The sequence below is a fragment of the Bacteroidia bacterium genome (assembly GCA_040880525.1).
Lineage (GTDB): Bacteria > Bacteroidota > Bacteroidia > CAILMK01 > JBBDIG01 > JBBDIG01.
On record JBBDIG010000018.1, the window covers coordinates 19,887 to 37,028 of the forward strand.

Here is a 17,142-nt window from a genome sequence, read left to right on the forward strand (position 1 = left end):
CCGGGAGAATCTCGTGCTTGAGTCACTTGGCGTGGAGCACACTACCAGATTCTTCGCTGCACTTCGTTTCGTTCAGAATGACGTGCAAGAATGGCTTTACCAATCAAACAAGAATTCGAGGTGATAGAAAATTAATTACTTAATTATTCTTTATTCCTCTTTAAAATAGCGGCTCTATTCCAGCAACCCTTCAAACAACGCATCCAACTCCACCTCAACTTCCGGGAATTGCTGCGGGGAAATGTTTTCTCCTGCTGCCTTTGGGGGCCAAGAATAGTATTTTCCACTGTCATTCAGATAATTGACGCTGACCCATTTCTCCATCGGATTTACTATCCAATATTCCTTTACACCATACTTTTGGTATTCTTCAAATTTTAGTGTCATATCCTTTTTTTGAGTACTTGGCGAAAGAATTTCGATGACGAAATCAGGCGCCCCTACAATTCCGAATTTCCTGATTTTTGAGAAAGCACAGACGATGCACAGGTCTGGCTGGAAGACGTTTTTAGCCTTGCGATAATCGTTCTGAGGTGCATCAAGATAAACGTCTACCGGGCTTAGCACCACCCGGCAGGGATTGCCCTTCAGGGAATTACCGAATATCAGGTGCAGGCGACCCACCAAATCCTGATGGTTAAATCCCGGTCCCGTCATCCTGAAAATTTTTCCGCGAACAAGCTCCACCATCTCCTCGAATTTCCAGGTAATGTAATCGCCTGCGGTGTACGTTCCGGAAAGGTCAGGCTCGTTAACCTTAATCAGTTTATCATTCTCAACCGTGTATCCCATTTTAAAAATCTTTAAAAACTAAACGCCAAATTACTCCAGCAACCCTTCAAACAACGCATCCAACTCCACTTTAACTTTCGGGAATTGCTGCGGTGAGAGACTGCCTTGCACCCTCGGTTTCAAAGTGCGGTATTTCCCATCTTCCAGAAGGTTGATGATCACCATTTTCTCTGCCGGGCTAATCATCCAGTATTCCTTAACGCCATACTTTTCATAAACTTCCAGCTTGTCTGATGCGGATCCACCATGTTTAATACTCGCTTCAGCACTAATTGATGGTTGGTGACAGGTGCATTCATCCTGAATATCTTGCCATGCACCAGCTCCACAAGTTGCTCAAACTTCCAGTTGACGTAATCTGCCGCAGTATAGGTGCCGGAGAAATCAGGCTCTTGTACTTCGGGGGATTTGCTTTCGCTTTTGTAGGTCATACTTCAAAATTAATGAATCCAAATAATTTTGAGGTCAGGATTCTACCACAAAATGCCGTGCATAAAATTCTCCCAATCTCATTAACTTTCCGCTTCAATTCAACCAATTAACAAAATGAATACCTCTAATTAACAATTATGCTCATTCCCAAATATTAATACACGGACTGAAACCCCGGAGCAAAATAACACGCCAAGCACTGAATTTTATTTAAAAAAGAAAATCTAAATTTAACTTAGAAAAAGGCAATACAGTTCGATACGTTCTTCACATGGCCCGAAACTGAAGGAAATATTGGTTGATTAATTAAAACAATAGCTAAATAAATACTCTTTAATTTTAAAGCTGATCCATCTTATCTCATGAACAACTCTCTCTTTGTTGTTGTCTGATAGAAAAGCATCACAAAAGTGGGGAAAGTAAAAATGGATATATTGTACTGGGTTGCAGGCTTTTTAGTATTGACAGTAGTGATTCCTAACACCACCAATTTTAAAGAACGCAAAGCATTTTCAGATAAGCACAGGCTTGAAGAGGCCCGCCTGCATTATCATGCAGACTCCCTGGGAGATTCCATTACTATAATTCCCGGTAAATTTTACGATCGCGGGTTTTTATTCAAATTTTTCTTTGGAGAAAAATACCGGGAAATCTGGAATACGCCTGTCACTGTGGCGGTATTCGACTATGAGGAAAATCTGGGTCAACTGAAACCGGTAGATGGAGGAGGTGGGGAACAGACAATTTCTATTGATCTGGAAGATCAGCAGGAACGGGAGTGGTCTCTGCGCTCTGTGAATAAAGACCAGATTGGCAGCGTACCCAAAATCCTCCGGCCTACGATCGTAAGGGTAATGTTCAGGGATCAGGTTTCGGGGATGAATCCCTATGGCGCATTGATCACAAGGAAATTGTCCGACTCACTGGGCATCAAGTCGCTTTCTCCGCGCATGACGTTTGTGCCGTACGATGAAAGGCTTGGTGACTACAATGACCGGATGGCGGGAAGGCTGGCGTTTTATGAGGAGAATCTTAATTCATCATGGAAGAATAGCGAGCGCTGGAATAATGCTGACGACATTGTGAATACGGAGGATATGTTTGAGATCATGGGAAATACCGTGGTGCAATTCGATACAATGCGCTACCTTAAAAACCGGCTCTTCGATATGCTGATAAACGACTGGGACCGGCATAGCGGACAGTGGGAATGGGAAGTGCATGAGGGGGAGGATACAACGCTGCTGGTGCCGATACCCAAAGACCGTGATGTGGCCTTTTTCGTCTTTAATGAAGGCTTCATGAATAAACTTGCACTTCTCTTTACCAATCGCCTTCCATCCTTCAGGCCACAATACGGAAATCTGAAGGCCAGGATCAATAGGGAATTAGATCCGATGATCCTGAAAAAAGTCCCGGTTTCGAAGTTTATACAAACGGCCAAAGAATTACAGGCGGCTATGACGGACGAGATCATCCACGAGGCCTTTCTTGAATATCCTGATGCTGTGTACGAAATGTTCGGAGAGCAGCACCAGGCCGTGTTAAAAGCGCGCCTGGAAAAACTGACCAGGGAAGCCGAAATATTTCACGGAAGGCTGCAGAAAATGTAGCGCAAGGCAACCCAGAAGTACCGGATTCAGGTAACCATAAAAAACACCACCGGCAACTTGCACAGTAAAATCCTGTGCAAGACAGCCGGTGGCTGGAGAAATGGTTGACAATTTTAAAAAAGCAGCCACTTCCCAAGAGGGTCAGGAAGTGCGCTGCTTCGAGAAAGGAAAAAAAACGGGGGGTACTAAATCACATTCATCAGCCGTGCATTCCAGTACCAATCCATGGTGCTGGCGATATTCAGCTTCTGAATAATATTTCTTCGATGGGTATCAACCGTATGTTTTGAAAGACTTATTTCTTCTGAAATTTTTTGACTGGTCTTGCCTTTAGCCACTAATCTCAGTATCTCCAGTTCACGGGGTGTGAGATTTTCATCTCTCGGTTCCTGTGCTTTAATACTATCGTCATACTCCTGAAAAGATTTCATGGCATTCTTAGAAATTGAATCCATAACATTCTCTGATTCAAGGGATGACATGTGAACCAGTTGCAGTTTACTGAAAACGTGGTCTGGGTCAAGAGGGGCGTAGTTGGTAGTACTCTTTTTCATAACAGTTGATGGTGATTGATTTCGGGTGTAAAAGTAGCCCCACCCCTTTCCCGGTTTTATCCCCTGATTCCACCATATCGTCTCCCTGAAAACAGTGAATCAGTAGACAGTGAAGAGTTAATCAGTGAGGGGTGAACGGTTAGCAGTGCATCTGTGAGCCGTGAAGAGCAAGTAGTCTGGGGTCGTTGAAAATGCAAATCCTGAAGGGATGCCAGGATTATAGAAACGGGAAATAAAAAAACCTAAAAACCCCAAAGGGTGTAATGAATTAAATCGCTACAAATACTTGTGCTTTGAGGACTTGTTCACACGGCATGGCTAAAAAGCATAAGCCAGCAGAAAACTTTGAGCAACTTTCTATTAAAATACCAGCAGGAACCTTTTTAAATTTAAATAACAATAAAAGCTAAACCTGAATTTTGTTTTTATATTTCCTTTAATTTCTAACTAATATAAAAACGTTAATTCAAAAATATTAAATTATATATCTCAGCGAATTTTAATGGCGCAACTGATGGCAGTAAAAAGATATTTACCGTTGCAATAATTTTTTCCTGAGGCTATGAAATTAATCCTTGCGCCTCCGGGCTTGCTCTTTTTCACGAAACTCTTCCTCCTCGTGGGAGCGTTCATTAACTTCATCGTCCGGGGCTGATTCTTTTTTGAATTCCTTCATCCCTCTCCCAATGCCCCGCATCAACTCAGGAATTTTCCTGCCGCCAAACAGGAGAAGAATAATGACCACAATGAGGATCCATTCAAATCCTCCAGGCATTCCTAAAAATAAGATAATCATAATGCGAAATTACGTTTTGTGAAATTAACGGGGTTCCAGCAACTGAATGGCCTTTTTGCTCTCTCCACGGCTGGAATTCCGGAATTCATAGTAATGGCTGATTTTATCGCCCTCTGTCACAAAGGCTTCAACGGGCAGACCATCTCTCCCGTATTTTATCGTTACGTGCCTGCCATTCCGGTGTTCATGGCGCAACTCTTCTCTCATGCGGTTTCCATCATATTTAAAAAAGGCGGAAGAAAGTGTATCCGCACCTGCAATAAATACCACCCGCTCCAGCAGGCCCGGTTGTTTGTACTGATATATTCTGGTTGCCAATTCATTACCATCCGTATCACGATACACCTGCCGCGATAAAAGGCCGTTGTAGCTCAACACATTTTCCAGCAGTATATTTTGCACACAGCCTTTTACCGTAAGTACCACCTTCCTGTAATCCGGGGAGCCATCATATTTATAGGTTATCACCTCTCGGTTACCAGCCGTTTCTGCTGTATCACAATTTTCTTCAAACAGCATCCAGGTCTCATCAAAGGGTGATGAAAAGGAAGCGGGAGCGAATTCCTCCTGCACCAGGTGCCCCTCGTCATCGAACCATCGCTGATATATCTCGCGGTTATTTTCGATCACAGTCTGCGATGCTACGTTCTGCGCTACAATGCGCTCCTGCTCCGTCATCTGTACACCATTTTTATCTTCATTTCTGCATCCGGCCATCACCACTAGAAGCAAGAGCAAATATTTACTGTAATTCATCATTTAATTAAGATTTTCCGGGTAAATGTACTTTTGCCATTGTTGAAATGAAGCAGATAAAAACCGCTGCTTATTTCCGGCATCGGTAGCTCAAATTTATTGGCGCCTGCCTGCACTTCAAATTGCCGGTGCATCAACTGCTGCCCCTGCAGATTAACGAGCAAAATCTGCCAAACGCCTGCTTCCGTTACCACCATGCTAACTGGAATATTCTCACCCCGGCTTGTCAGGGTGGGCATCCATGCCATCACCCGGTCTGTCATTTTCTGCTCTATACCGGTTCCGGGCGAATAGGTGTAGGTTCCGCCATTTTCCCTGAATCGCTGCACCCACTCCTGGAAGTAGATATTCGCAAGGGTATCATCATGGATAATAAGCGTGTTTTCATCATTTCGCGTTTCAGCGGCAGTGCTCCAGTTATGGCTACCTGTGATGAGCAATGGATCTGTCTGAACGTGGTATTGATCCACGATGGCGTATTTATGATGCAACTGATCGGTGGTTTGCTCATGGCGCAGGCGCTGGCCCAGCGATGATTTTATCAAATTAAAATCGCTTCCGCTGCCGGCACTGTCTTCCATCAGGCCAGCCACATAAACCCCGGCATCGTGCCGGTTGATGAGCGAATCTGCCAACTCATTCCGGGTAATCAACAGCGTGGCAAAATAAAGTTCCTCATCTGCGCTCAGCAGGGCATTTTCAATATGGGCAGTAGTTTGGTCCGTTGGACTGAAATAGAGTTCAACCTCATTGCCGCCAATCTTAAAAAGTTGCGGAGTATTATTGGTTTTGTCAGGGCCGAATTTCGCATTTCCCGGCACAGGCAATGCTCCGGCTGAACCGTACATTTCCTCGAATTCGAGGACAAAAGCCCGGGCCAGCGCCTGGTCCTGGATGATGATCACATTATTCGCATCGAAGTCAATCTGGTCGCGCGTAAGGTTTGTGCTGCCGGTCCACACCAGCGGATCATCAGGGTTGGAAGATTTACCATCAATTATTACGAACTTATTGTGCATGATCCCATAATCCATTCCTGTCGGGCTTTTGATCACACCAATCCCCGGCCTCAGCCCATTTAGTCCCAGCATAGCCGTAGAACCGTCCGCAACTATCCTTACGGCCAACCCCCGGTCATAAGCCGAATTGACTGCATCAGTAATATGGGCGGTGAGGCTGTTATTATTTAAATTGTACAACGCAAGGTCAATACTCTGTTTCGCCCGTCTCAGGTATGCCACCAGCGTATCGTCTATTCCTTTTCCGACAGAAACCGCAGGCCTTCCGGTATTATAAGAAGTATCCACCGGCAGGTTAAAATATATCTTGACATCTCCGCTTGATAAGGACGCGGTTGACATCATTTGAATGCTGCTGCGGGAGGTATCGCCATTTGCATCAACGGATAGTCCCTGGACGTTATAAAACGTTGCGGGCGAAAGTCCGGTAAGCATTATCTCATGTTCGGTAACCAGGCTGGCATCCGTTTCCTCCCCCATTTCGAGGGCTGCGGAAATTCCATATCGCAAAATTGTATTTCCTTCTTCCTCTGTTTCAAAATATATCTTAATGGTAGAAGTCGTCAATTCATGCTGCATCAAAGGAGTTGTGATGACAGGTCCCGCCCCTTGCGCAATATCCATCTTGCTTCGCAGCAACAATTGATAGCTGCTCTGGTACTGGCTCATAATTCCGGTCAGGGTGACACTATCGCCCGGTATGGGTTCTCCTGCCAGGTCTACATCCTGACCGATACGGATTTGCTTGGTCACTCCGCCCCTGGAGATGTCGTAATTGGTATTGCCCGAAAAGAATCCGGTCGCATCTATGCCCACTTTTTCGAAAGTAACAAGCTGCCCTTCATACTGCTCTGCAAATCCCTGCTGAAGTGACAGAACCTTTGGCGCAGGTAGCAGATTGCCGCTATTTATGACATTCACGTTGGTTACCGGATCCAATTCCAAAAGATTATTGAAATCCTTGAGCGTACCGGAAATTACTATGCTATCACCCGTTTGTAATGAAGAGACGGCAGTGCCATAAGCCGCCAGCCCTCCGGTACTATCCTGGAAGTAGCGTATGATGCCAAACTCACTGCCGTTGGTTACAATCCCCGATACAGTTACGGTACTCCCCGGAGTTTTACCTCTTGCCGAAGCAATGGTTTCCTGTGCAAATACATTGGATTGTATTAAGATAAAAAAGGCAAGGACCGTATTCAATATTCTGTACATATCGCCATTGGATAGAAATGAAAAAATTATTTACTAAAATCAATTCTCGTTTGCGATGCAAAGTTGCTTTAAATTCCGGGAGGGAACGTTAAATTAACGGGAATTATGAGTTTAGCACGCTGGAAGGCAACGGGGAAAGCTGCTGACAGAAATTTATCTTTAGGCACACCTCGCTGCTATTTTGTGAAAGAAAAATGGATTATCCCTGCAAAATTGGATTGGCATAAATTCAATCACTCGTACAGAAAGTCAGGCAATAATCTTTGGGCGACACGGCACCTTGTGTTCTTTGGCATAATTCCATTTCACCCGTTCGCCACGGCTAAGGTTTGACGAACTTTTTATAGGCCACTATATTGCCTGCTGTAATTTTCATTACGTAAAAACCAGAAGCAAAATGGCTGATATTACCGTTCCAGCGGAAAATACCTGCTTCCGCCTCCGCTGTTTGTTGATATACCAGGCTTCCGGCCGCATTGGTAATTTGCAGCGACACCTGTTCCGGCCGGTGCAGGATCATCTCAAGGTTAATATATTCTTCAGCGGGATTGGGAAATAATTCAAGTTCTGAAAAGGTTTCCTCTTCTATTCCTGAACACGGTGAAACAATCAGCATCACTTCCTTTAGTGCCGCACCGCTGATGTTCTCCTGATAGACACAATAATAAAAGGAATCAGCTACGGCTGTGGCGGGAGAAAATACAGGGCCTGTTGCTTCCCATCGCGGATGAGATCTGTTATATGGCAGGCCTTCTGCCTCCACTTCTGCCTTCGTGCCCCGAAACCAGTTGTACCTGCCGCTAAGCCCATTTGTGGGTGAAAGCTCATAAGGTGCCCATTGGCATGCTGTAAGATCAGCCGGAAACGCTGGATCAGGCACAGCGGGTATATGCGTGATAATCGAAGTTTTAGGATCGCCCACCACAATAGCCATCCATGAAAGAGTAGGGTTTCCGGCATAAAAGCTTTCCGCCAGGTTGTAGGTCATTCCTATTGTGGTATCAGTATACCGGTCGAAAAGTATCTGTACTTCTGTGATCGCAAACGAGAAAGGTTCATATACATAAGCGCTTGCTCCTGAACAACCTTCTGCAAAGAGATCTACCACGAGTGACTGTCCGCTGGAAGCCGAATCAAATGTACGTCCGCCTGTGGAGACATAGGTTTCCGCTAGAGCAGCCGGCTGCCACGTATTGTGCGGAATGGCGGTTTCCTTATTGGCCCTGCTGTCATTACTTCCCCAGCTTACGTAGCCCAGCACATTATGCTGGAAACGAATGAAACTGTCAGTTTTATCAAGCAGCACATTCCAGCCCCGATGTTGCAGAATTTGAGCTGCCGTTTCCATGTTGTTATTCTTGTTGGCATCAATCGGTGAATTTTCCATATCCAGCACAAAAAGCGCTGAATCTTTATTCACCAGCGTATTCGGACCGCTACGGTCAATCAGGTCATACACGTCCTGCTCATTATAACCGGTAAGTCGCGTAACCAGGTAAATGCCATACTCTGCGCGGGAAAAGTGTTCCTCAGCGCCAATATAGGGTTGGACACGAAGTATATTGGGTGGGATCACTATATCTCCCAGTCCGATATGTATCTGGAAATCTCCCAGGATAAGCATCAATTCCGCATCAAATGAAGCGGATTGTGAACCGGTACTTCCCTGCCCGCCCCGGTTGATCTTAAGAGGAACTCCTTTGGTGGTGACGAGATAATTCAGTTTCTGATGCAGGTTGCGCGCAATAAGGGTATCCTCAATTTGCTTCCTGATGTCAGCCCATTCTGCATCGTCAATCTGCTCGCGTGCCGGAGCGTCAACCATTATCACATTCTCCAACGGCACCTGTCGTTCCTGTATAAAATAGTTTCCGATATTTTGAGATATTGTGGAATTCATGTTGATGATAAGGCCCACATCGGTGTAGTCCACCGGAGCCTGGGCTGTAGCCGCTACCGGAAGCAGCAGAAAAGTCAAAAGTCGCAGGAGGTATTTCATATCGTATTTTGGAATTAAAACTAATGTGAATCCGAAACAAATATAGCGACCCCGGATTCAGGAATGACAGCTTTATTGCTGCTAAATTTTATTCACTTCATGGAATTTATATAAATGTTAATATGAAATTATTTTTTAACATTTTGAAGACAATTAAAATAAACCTTACTCTCGCGAATTTAATAGGAGCGAAAAAATGGTTTTATCTTTAATTAATTCATTCATAAAAAAATCTGTAAAACCAAATAAACAAAATTTCAATCAACAGAAAGCGGATTAATTCCTGAAAATCCAGGGTGTTGTTGATGTTGAAATTAAGCAGGCTGTTTTAAGTTGCACTCTATATTTGTCGCAAAACTATGGTCAATCGCAGAAGATTTATTCGCAACAGCAGCCTTGCCGGCCTGGGGAGCTTTCTCCTGCCCGCAATGGCGTCCGCACCGCCCGTTCTCCCTCCGTTACCTGCAGGTAGCTTGTCCGGTGAAGGCTACTGGAAGGCGATCCGGCAGCAGTTTCCGCTGATGAGGGAACGCACATATTTTAACAATGGCACGATTGGCCCTTCCCCCTACCCCGTGCTGAATGCCGTACAGAAATCATTATGGGAACTGGCTGAGAAAGGAGACTACAGCGGCTGGGAAGAGGCTATTCCAGCCCTGGCGAAGTTGCTTGGCACTTACAAAGAGGAAATAGCGCTTACCCATAATACTACGGAAGGCATTAACATCGTGGCTTGGGGGCTGCCCTTCAAACAAGGGGACGAAGTGATAATGACCACACACGAACATGCAGGAAATGCGCTGCCGTGGCTGAACAGGATGCGGATGGATGGAATCGAAATTAAGGTGTTTGAACCCGCACTTACAGGTGCCGGTAACCTGGAGCGGATCAATAATCTTATAACAAAGAAAACCCGCTGTATAGCGGTTCCACACATTACCTGCACCACCGGACTCGTGCTTCCCGTTAAGGACATAGCAAAACTTGCAAGGGAAAGAGGCCTTTATGTATTCTTCGATGGCGCCCATGCTCCCGGCAGCACTGTTCTGGACCTTCATGACATGGATTGCGACTTTTATGCGGCATGTACGCACAAATGGCTTTGCGGCCCTGGCGGTACAGGTTTCCTTTATGTGAAAAAAGAAATGCAGGAAGTGCTGCAGCCGGTATTCACAGGGGCTGAAGCCGATCTTGGCTGGGAACTCAACCCGGCAGGTATTTCCGGATTTCAGAACAACGCACACCGCTATTATTATGGAACACAGAGTGCCGCCCTTTACCAGGGAGTGAAAGCAGCAGTGGCATTTATGATGGATGCAGGAATGGAGCGCGTAGAAAAACGTACGCGGGAACTGGCATCCTACCTTCAGCAGCAATTGCTGGAAATGCCGGAACGGGTGTCGTTGCTAAGTGCCACTGAACAGGCGTCCATCGGCCCGATGACGACCTTCAGGTTAAAGCAACTCCCTTACAAGGAATTCGGCCAGATGGCTTCACAAAATCATTTCAGAATACGGGTGGTTCCTGAAGGCGGTTTGGATGCAATCCGGGTCTCCACCCACATTTACAATTCCTACCAGGAGATTGATGATTTCGTAGCATTATTGAAAAAAACCGGGGACTGACAGCCCCGGACGGCCTCCAAAACCGATACTTCTTTTTGCTATCCTTACAATTGAATTTTGAGTATAGCTAATATGTGGAAAGGCTGTGGAAAACTGCCTGATTTATTTTTATGGTCCCGGCATACTTTACCTCTAAAAATAGCCGTTTCAGATCATAATGAATGTTTTTTGTTAAAAATCCAGCATTGATATTGTTTGAAATATTGCCTGCCGAAATGTTAATAAAAAACAAACCAAATGTTTTAAGTGCCTTATTTTTAATTAAAATAAAGGTTGATCTTACACGGTGGAAGCGGGTTGCAGGACATCACCTGCATCATTATTAAGAATTTATTAATTATTTCGTCAAAGTAAAACAAAGTTGAGAGGCAAAATTTACAGCAGCAAAATAAAGTAAATAAGTAAACCCCATAAAGTAGACAGCGATGAAATTCTGGACATTGAAGCACGACTATTTTACCCCTGATCTTTATCTGGACGCGAGCTTTACGGGCGCGCTTACACTGGAGCAATGGTGCAGCGTACTGAAATTGGAAAAGGACAAGTGCCATCAGGCGCTACGGAATTCCAATATGTTCGAGGTTAAGGAGCAGCCTGTAACTACAAGTTATTTTCAACCCGCCCTTGAACATGCAGATAAAACAAATATGCGGCAAGGCCGGATCCAGCAGGTATTCTTCCGTTTAATGAGCTTCCTATAATTCTTCTTTCAACGCTTTATCGTTTCTAAAAGCTTTTTCCATTATATTCTCCTGATCCTCATCTTTAATTGATTCAGGTTCTGCTTTTTCCATTCCTATATGCAATAGAGCATCTCCCTGGTGAATAATAGGTTTATTATTGACCGCTATAATATGCCCCGCCACTGGTGATCTCAGGACAATGTTGAACTGGCCAAAAGGGCCACTGATCTCTCCCACTATTTCATTCTTCTCTACGTAGCCTCCATTTTCTACTTCGGTATGGAACAAGCCTGCAGCCCTGGCCCGTTTCCAGCGGCTCTCCTCGATAATAATGCTTTTGCCGGCACGAACTTTTTTATCCGTCATTCCTAAATGCCTGAGCACCCGCACTGTCCCTGCAACTCCTTCCTTCACGGCAAAGTTATCCAGCCTCATGGCCTCGCCTGCCTCATACACCAGCAAGGGAATATTGGCTCCAATGGCCATCTTTCGCAGCGATCCTTCGCGAAGACGCGACTTCAAAATAAAAGGTGGTGCAAAGACTTTGGCCAGTTCGAGGCTGGGCGGATGATCATGGGTATATCGAATCTGGGGGTAGTTGCTACGGCTGGCACCTCCGGTATGAAAGTCAATTCCATACTCAATTGAAGGGAAAATATATTTCATAAAGTGAAATGCGATCCTGCTCGCCAGGGATCCTTCGGCACGGCCGGGAAAGCTTCGATTCACGTCTTTTCCATCGGGTACCTCCCGTGAAAAATTTATGAACCCATGAATATTGAGAATAGGAATGGCGATGACAGTCCCGGCTACAAGCTCCTGCAACTCCTTACGAATGAGTCGCCTGATGATCTCAATGCCGTTGACTTCATCACCATGCATCCCGCCCATGAGCAACAGTACAGGGCCATCTTTCTTTCCCCGAAATACATTTACCTGGATATCAATGCTGGTACGGGTAGGAAGATTAGCAACCGGGAGACTTATCTCCTTATGCTCACCTTTTTTAATATAGACCCCGTGAATTTTCACCTAGCAAAGGTAAAGGATAACCTGCCGGGGGATAAATCGCTATGCCTCGAAAATTGAAGTGGTGTCGAACTGCCTGGATATGATATATTCTTCCACCTGGCTTTCCAGCACATCAAGCGGCATGGGGCCATTTCTGGTCAATATTTCATGGAATTCTCTGATGTCGAACTCGTTTCCAAGTTTGACACGAGCGCGCTGCCGCAACTCCATGATCTTCATCATACCGGCTTTTTCCATGGCTGCTTCGCCCGGAACCGACATTATTCTTATCACATCCTGCTCCACTGCCGGGACCGGAATTCCGGTTGTTTTGGCCAGATACTTTATGGCCTCCGACTTCGTCCAGCCCTTCGAATGAATTCCTGCATCCGTCACCATCAGAGCAGTGTAATACAACTCCATCTGAAGTCGTCCGAGATTGTCAAATGGATTCCGGAAAAAGTTATGTTCATGCGCCAGTTGGGTAGAATACAGCGCATATCCCTGTGTATAGGCAGAAAAAGGAATTACCTTCCGGAAAGTCGGCATTTTTTCAGGTTTGGAATGCTCCGACAGCAGGTAGTGCTTGCCCGGCTTCCCTTCTGCTACGGCAACTGCCCTCCATCCAAAGTAAGCGAATCTTGCTGAAGGATCTACAGACAACGCAGCAGGAGCGGTATCTGTAGCAGGCAGATAGCTATGTAAATGGGAATTAATTCTATTGCCTCTCATCATTCTGATATCAATATCCTCAGCGGGTCTTGAAAAGAATAGATCATAGAAAGCAGTATCCGCCTCACACAATGCTTCTTCTATCTTGCAGCGCAATTGATATTCTCCATTGCTCTGTGTACTCTTGGTGGATTCCTCAATGCTCAAAAGATACATTTGCTGCCCTACATTTTTGAATTCATAGTTCAGGCTATCTAAAATTGTATGCATTTCAGTCAGGATACGATCCACCTCATTTTGTCCTTTTGAGTATACTTCATCAGGAGTATAGTTGGCAGTAGTATTACGGGCCAGGGAATAAGCATAAAATGCTTCTCCGTTCGGAAGCTGAGAAACACCTGCCGCGTCAGAAGCTTCAGTCAATACGCTCTGACAAAATGCAATGAGTTTTTCGTATGCAGGATATACACTACACCGGATTTCCTGCTCTGCTTGCCGACATAGATTGCCGGCCTCTTCAGGGTTCATTCCTGGTAACGCATTGATTTTAACACAAAAGTGCGTGTAGAGAATGTTCTCTTCCGGTGATACAGCGGTAAAGGCCCGCATTTCATCCAGAACTGATTCCAGAAGAAAACGCGGTGGCGTCATACCTTTTGCCTTCCTTAATTGCAGACCTGTCAGCACTTGCTCGAATTTCGCGTCAAACTTTTTGAGGCGCGCGATATAGCGGTCGGCATCTTTTGCTGAATTAAGCTCATGCGCACTTACCATGAATGCCGGCAACTCGCGCTGGACTCCATTAACGGGATTCAGCGGATAACTGTGCAGCAGGAAACGCTCTCCCTTAATATTAGTGGACAGCAGCCATTCCAGAATTTCTCCTGATAGTTTATGCTCGCTACTGATATTCTCCTGATTATAAGCCGCCAGTATTTGCAGGTCCTTCCGGGCCTTTTGCACATGCTCCCGCTGCGAAGCAATGGATTCATCCGTGAGATCATCCTTATAAAAGGAAAGGCCAAATTGATCCAACCAGTTAATCTGGCTGAGAAATTCGGGGTCTGATAGCGCCTGCTCCAAAACTACACGCTCATAAAACAAGTGGATGTTGAAAGGCCGGAACCAAACAAGATTCACCGCCCAGATGCTCCCGGTCGCCATCACTAACAGCACCAGAGACAAAATAAGCGTCCGTACTTTAATAAAATGCAGATTGATCATAACTGTGTAAATTTTCTTCCAAGTGGTAAACTCGATTTTTGAAACTACCTACAGTTGTTAGTCATAAGCATTAATACTTATACAAATGCATACGTATTTCATTTGTTCATAAGTATTTCATGGTATACGCAAAGATTGCTAAATGCCTTTCTCGCGTAAACCAGTTTCAAAATATTTGGGAAAATTCTACACTGTGATTGGGGACTAATCGAAAAAACAAAAGACCTTTCACCGCCAAGCTTAGATGATCAGGTGGCTATTTTTGCCAGGAATAATCGGAAATCAAGCACTGACCTATCACTTCTATATTTTGTTAGATTTATGAGAGCAAAGATATAATATAAATATCTTAAGGAAGCATTAAATAGTTTAAACCACGTGCCTTTATATGGCTGTTGTCTTTTAAATCGCTTAATAACAGATATTTGCCTAAATTATTCAAATATACTTTTCGCCATAGATTTAGTCGTAAGATATTATGACAAATTGACCATGCAAGACAGTGGGGTTGATAAAGGAGCACTGGAGACTCTAATATCGCTCTTCTGAGAATGAATCTGTTGACATCTACAGATGCTCTGTTGCTTATGTCTGCCTCAACAAAATGAAAGGTAGAAAGCCGAAAATTCCGATAGACATCGGAGGCTGCTCACAGAAAAACAGGACCGAATCCGATTAATTTCGAAAGCAGCCGGACTTTTTCTCTGGATCGCTGAAAAACAAATGAAAGATCAGCTTCTTATGGTTTCTCGAACCAATTTCAACAGGGGCTTGTTGGTAATGGGTCAGAGACGTTAGAAAAACGGGGAGAGTTGTGGCTTTGAGGGCTATAGCTTCGCTAATGTTTCAATGCCTTTTTGCCTAAACCATTTATTGGGCATATTTTTACATTTTTTCAATCAATCAATTTCAATCTCTAAAAATTTAAAGAAATGATAGAACTATACAAGATGTTCTTACGAATTGGGTTGTTGTCTATTTTGACGTTCACATTTTTCGTCAATATTATTCAGGCACAAACTTATACGTTTACAAGTGCCGGGGCTACTGGCAGAGAAGGCCCGACTCAGTCTGAAGTTAATACCGAGTACACGAATACACCATTAGATGGGAAAGTAACAGTTACTAATGGAATTCAAAAGTGGTCTGTTCCAGCAACAGGCCTGTATGAGATTGAAGTTTATGGAGCTGAAGGAGGTGGCCCGGCTGGTGGTTTGGGCGCTTATATGAAAGGCACTTTTAGTTTAACTCAAGGGGATTCACTTCAAATCTTGGTAGGTCAGGAAGGTGAAGTCGGAGGATCTCGCTTGTTAACCGGAGGAGGAGGTGGAGGAACTTTTGTTGTTGATGACAACAACAATCCACTCATTATTGCTGGTGGCGGTGGTGGTGGTGCAGCCATGTTGCCACAACGACATGGAACTGCCTCCGCAATAGCAAATGATGGTCAATGTCCTGTTGGGGGAGCGGCTGACAATTGCGATTACAACGGAACCGGGGGAGCTACAAATGAAACATATTCACCTGGTGGTGCTTATAGCACTGATGGAGGTACCTCAGGAAGAAGGGGTACTGGTGGTGCTGGTTTCTACTCTGATGGTGAAATTGGACAATCTGTTGCTTTTTCAGGTTCCGCTCCATCCTCATTTTTGAATGGCGGAGAAGGATCAGATGGTGCACACGCTGATGGTGGATTTGGTGGCGGTGGCGGTGCTTATGAATCTGGCTATGATGGCGGTGCCGGTGGCGGAGGCTATTCCGGTGGCGGAGGAGCAACCGATCGAAATAATAACTCCGATCAAGTAGGTGGAGGTGGCGGCTCTTTCAATGCGGGCTCTGATATAGATAGTAGTTCCGGTGTTAAAAGCGGTCACGGCTTGGTTATTATTACCCCCTTATCCACAGGAGCCACCAATGATGTAGGAGTTGTTTCAATTGACTCCCCTAATGTATATTGTCCTGGAACACACAATGTAGTTGCAACCGTTCAGAACTTCGGCATCAATCAAATTGACAGCGTTACATTGAATTGGAGCGTTGATGGTGTTGCACAAACTTCTGTAAAGTATATAGGTACACTTGATACATTTGGTGGTACAGGTAGTCCGACAGTTCAGGTTACACTAGGCAGTTTCAATTTCAGCACTAACGCTCCTTACGACATCGATGTGTGGACTACCATGCCGAATGGTGTAGCAGATACGGTTCCTGCAAATGATCTGGCAGAGGCTACCAAGCAATCCAGCCTTCCTCCGCCAACCGGTCTGAGGGCATCGGTAGTCAATGCAACTGATGCTGTACTAAAATGGAATGGAGGCTCTACGACCAATTCATGGTTATATTCGAATGTAACTTTTGGTAATTCTCCAACGAACCCCGGTACCAGTGTATCAGTAGATTCAGCGGAAATTACCTCACTTTCACCCACTACTACTTATGACTTTTATGTGCGTGAAGTATGCCCCACTGGAGATACTTCGGCATGGGCCGGACCATTTACCTACAGGACACCCTGCAGCTCAATTCTGAATGGAGATTATACGATTGATCCCGGACAATCTGTATCTCCAACCAATTTTGTGAGTATTGCTGATGCGGTGGACGCCTTGGATGAATGTGGCATTAACGCACCGGTTACTTTCAGGATTGCTTCCGGCACTTACAATGAACAGCTTGAACTGGAAGAAATTGCTGGCGCTTCGGCCACCAACACCATTCGGTTTGTGGGGCCACAAACAGGAACGGCTGAGA

Annotated in this window: 14 protein-coding genes; 4 read left to right on the forward strand and 10 right to left on the reverse strand. The window is 45.0% G+C overall.

Features of this window, described 5'->3' with window-relative positions; translation table 11 throughout:
• Positions 1 to 174 precede the first annotated feature (174 nt).
• From WD077_04850 to WD077_04860, 3 genes are read right to left on the reverse strand one after another with little or no spacing between them, the layout of a single operon-like run.
• A complete protein-coding gene (locus tag WD077_04850; protein ID MEX0966544.1) occupies positions 175 to 792 on the reverse strand; it encodes a Uma2 family endonuclease in 618 nt (205 codons plus the stop codon).
• 30 nt (positions 793 to 822) lie between these two features.
• Entirely contained in the window at positions 823 to 978 is a 156-nt protein-coding gene (locus WD077_04855; protein MEX0966545.1) for a hypothetical protein, read from the reverse strand.
• Positions 975 to 1,223 carry a hypothetical protein gene (locus WD077_04860; GenBank protein ID MEX0966546.1) on the reverse strand — a complete coding sequence of 83 codons (249 nt, stop codon included), beginning with the start codon at positions 1,221 to 1,223 and terminating at the stop codon, positions 975 to 977. Before WD077_04860 ends, WD077_04855 begins: the two co-directional genes overlap by 4 nt.
• A 426-nt stretch (positions 1,224 to 1,649) precedes the next feature.
• Between WD077_04860 and WD077_04865 the strand changes: the two genes are divergently transcribed.
• A complete protein-coding gene (locus WD077_04865; protein ID MEX0966547.1) occupies positions 1,650 to 2,837 on the forward strand; it encodes a hypothetical protein in 1,188 nt (395 codons plus the stop codon).
• A 185-nt stretch (positions 2,838 to 3,022) separates the two neighbouring features.
• Here WD077_04865 and WD077_04870 read toward each other — a convergent pair whose 3' ends face one another.
• The 5 genes from WD077_04870 to WD077_04890 form a co-directional block, all read right to left on the reverse strand.
• Positions 3,023 to 3,391: a LuxR C-terminal-related transcriptional regulator gene (locus tag WD077_04870; GenBank protein ID MEX0966548.1), complete on the reverse strand. Its 369-nt coding sequence runs from the start codon at positions 3,389 to 3,391 to the stop codon at positions 3,023 to 3,025.
• Between the two features lie 568 nt (positions 3,392 to 3,959).
• The gene (gene tatA / locus WD077_04875) at positions 3,960 to 4,187 is read right to left on the reverse strand and encodes a twin-arginine translocase TatA/TatE family subunit (protein MEX0966549.1); all 228 of its coding nucleotides are present in this window, start codon (positions 4,185 to 4,187) and stop codon (positions 3,960 to 3,962) included.
• Positions 4,188 to 4,211: 24 nt separating this feature from the next.
• Entirely contained in the window at positions 4,212 to 4,946 is a 735-nt protein-coding gene (locus WD077_04880; GenBank protein ID MEX0966550.1) for a hypothetical protein, read from the reverse strand.
• Positions 4,943 to 7,177, reverse strand: a complete 2,235-nt coding sequence (locus tag WD077_04885) for a phospholipase D-like domain-containing protein (protein ID MEX0966551.1) — start codon at positions 7,175 to 7,177, stop codon at positions 4,943 to 4,945. Before WD077_04885 ends, WD077_04880 begins: the two co-directional genes overlap by 4 nt.
• Positions 7,178 to 7,499: 322 nt before the next feature.
• Positions 7,500 to 9,176: a TIGR03790 family protein gene (locus WD077_04890; protein MEX0966552.1), complete on the reverse strand. Its 1,677-nt coding sequence runs from the start codon at positions 9,174 to 9,176 to the stop codon at positions 7,500 to 7,502.
• A 359-nt stretch (positions 9,177 to 9,535) separates the two neighbouring features.
• Between WD077_04890 and WD077_04895 the strand changes: the two genes are divergently transcribed.
• Both WD077_04895 and WD077_04900 read left to right on the forward strand, forming a co-directional pair.
• A complete protein-coding gene (locus WD077_04895) occupies positions 9,536 to 10,801 on the forward strand; it encodes an aminotransferase class V-fold PLP-dependent enzyme (protein ID MEX0966553.1) in 1,266 nt (421 codons plus the stop codon).
• Between the two features lie 425 nt (positions 10,802 to 11,226).
• On the forward strand, positions 11,227 to 11,502 hold the full coding sequence (locus tag WD077_04900; protein ID MEX0966554.1) for a hypothetical protein: 276 nt from the start codon (positions 11,227 to 11,229) through the stop codon (positions 11,500 to 11,502).
• Here WD077_04900 and WD077_04905 read toward each other — a convergent pair.
• On the reverse strand, positions 11,497 to 12,516 hold the full coding sequence (locus WD077_04905) for a succinylglutamate desuccinylase/aspartoacylase family protein (GenBank protein MEX0966555.1): 1,020 nt from the start codon (positions 12,514 to 12,516) through the stop codon (positions 11,497 to 11,499). The two genes, WD077_04900 and WD077_04905, sit on opposite strands and share 6 nt — an antisense overlap.
• Before the next feature lie 39 nt (positions 12,517 to 12,555).
• Positions 12,556 to 14,391 carry a DUF885 domain-containing protein gene (locus WD077_04910; GenBank protein ID MEX0966556.1) on the reverse strand — a complete coding sequence of 612 codons (1,836 nt, stop codon included), beginning with the start codon at positions 14,389 to 14,391 and terminating at the stop codon, positions 12,556 to 12,558.
• 932 nt (positions 14,392 to 15,323) lie between these two features.
• Between WD077_04910 and WD077_04915 the strand changes: the two genes are divergently transcribed.
• A partial coding sequence (locus WD077_04915) for a fibronectin type III domain-containing protein (protein MEX0966557.1) occupies positions 15,324 to 17,142 on the forward strand: 1,819 nt, incomplete at its 3' end.

Bases quoted from the DNA above. Each gene is read 5' to 3' on its own strand.
- WD077_04850 (MEX0966544.1), bottom strand. From the start codon at position 792: ATGGGATACACGGTTGAGAATGATAAACTGATTAAGGTTAACGAGCCT.
- WD077_04855 (MEX0966545.1), bottom strand. From the start codon at position 978: ATGATTAGCCCGGCAGAGAAAATGGTGATCATCAACCTTCTGGAAGAT.
- WD077_04860 (MEX0966546.1), bottom strand. From the start codon at position 1,223: ATGACCTACAAAAGCGAAAGCAAATCCCCCGAAGTACAAGAGCCTGAT.
- WD077_04865 (MEX0966547.1), top strand. From the start codon at position 1,650: ATGGATATATTGTACTGGGTTGCAGGCTTTTTAGTATTGACAGTAGTG.
- WD077_04870 (MEX0966548.1), bottom strand. From the start codon at position 3,391: ATGAAAAAGAGTACTACCAACTACGCCCCTCTTGACCCAGACCACGTT.
- tatA (MEX0966549.1), bottom strand. From the start codon at position 4,187: ATGATTATCTTATTTTTAGGAATGCCTGGAGGATTTGAATGGATCCTC.
- WD077_04880 (MEX0966550.1), bottom strand. From the start codon at position 4,946: ATGATGAATTACAGTAAATATTTGCTCTTGCTTCTAGTGGTGATGGCC.
- WD077_04885 (MEX0966551.1), bottom strand. From the start codon at position 7,177: ATGTACAGAATATTGAATACGGTCCTTGCCTTTTTTATCTTAATACAA.
- WD077_04890 (MEX0966552.1), bottom strand. From the start codon at position 9,176: ATGAAATACCTCCTGCGACTTTTGACTTTTCTGCTGCTTCCGGTAGCG.
- WD077_04895 (MEX0966553.1), top strand. From the start codon at position 9,536: ATGGTCAATCGCAGAAGATTTATTCGCAACAGCAGCCTTGCCGGCCTG.
- WD077_04900 (MEX0966554.1), top strand. From the start codon at position 11,227: ATGAAATTCTGGACATTGAAGCACGACTATTTTACCCCTGATCTTTAT.
- WD077_04910 (MEX0966556.1), bottom strand. From the start codon at position 14,391: ATGATCAATCTGCATTTTATTAAAGTACGGACGCTTATTTTGTCTCTG.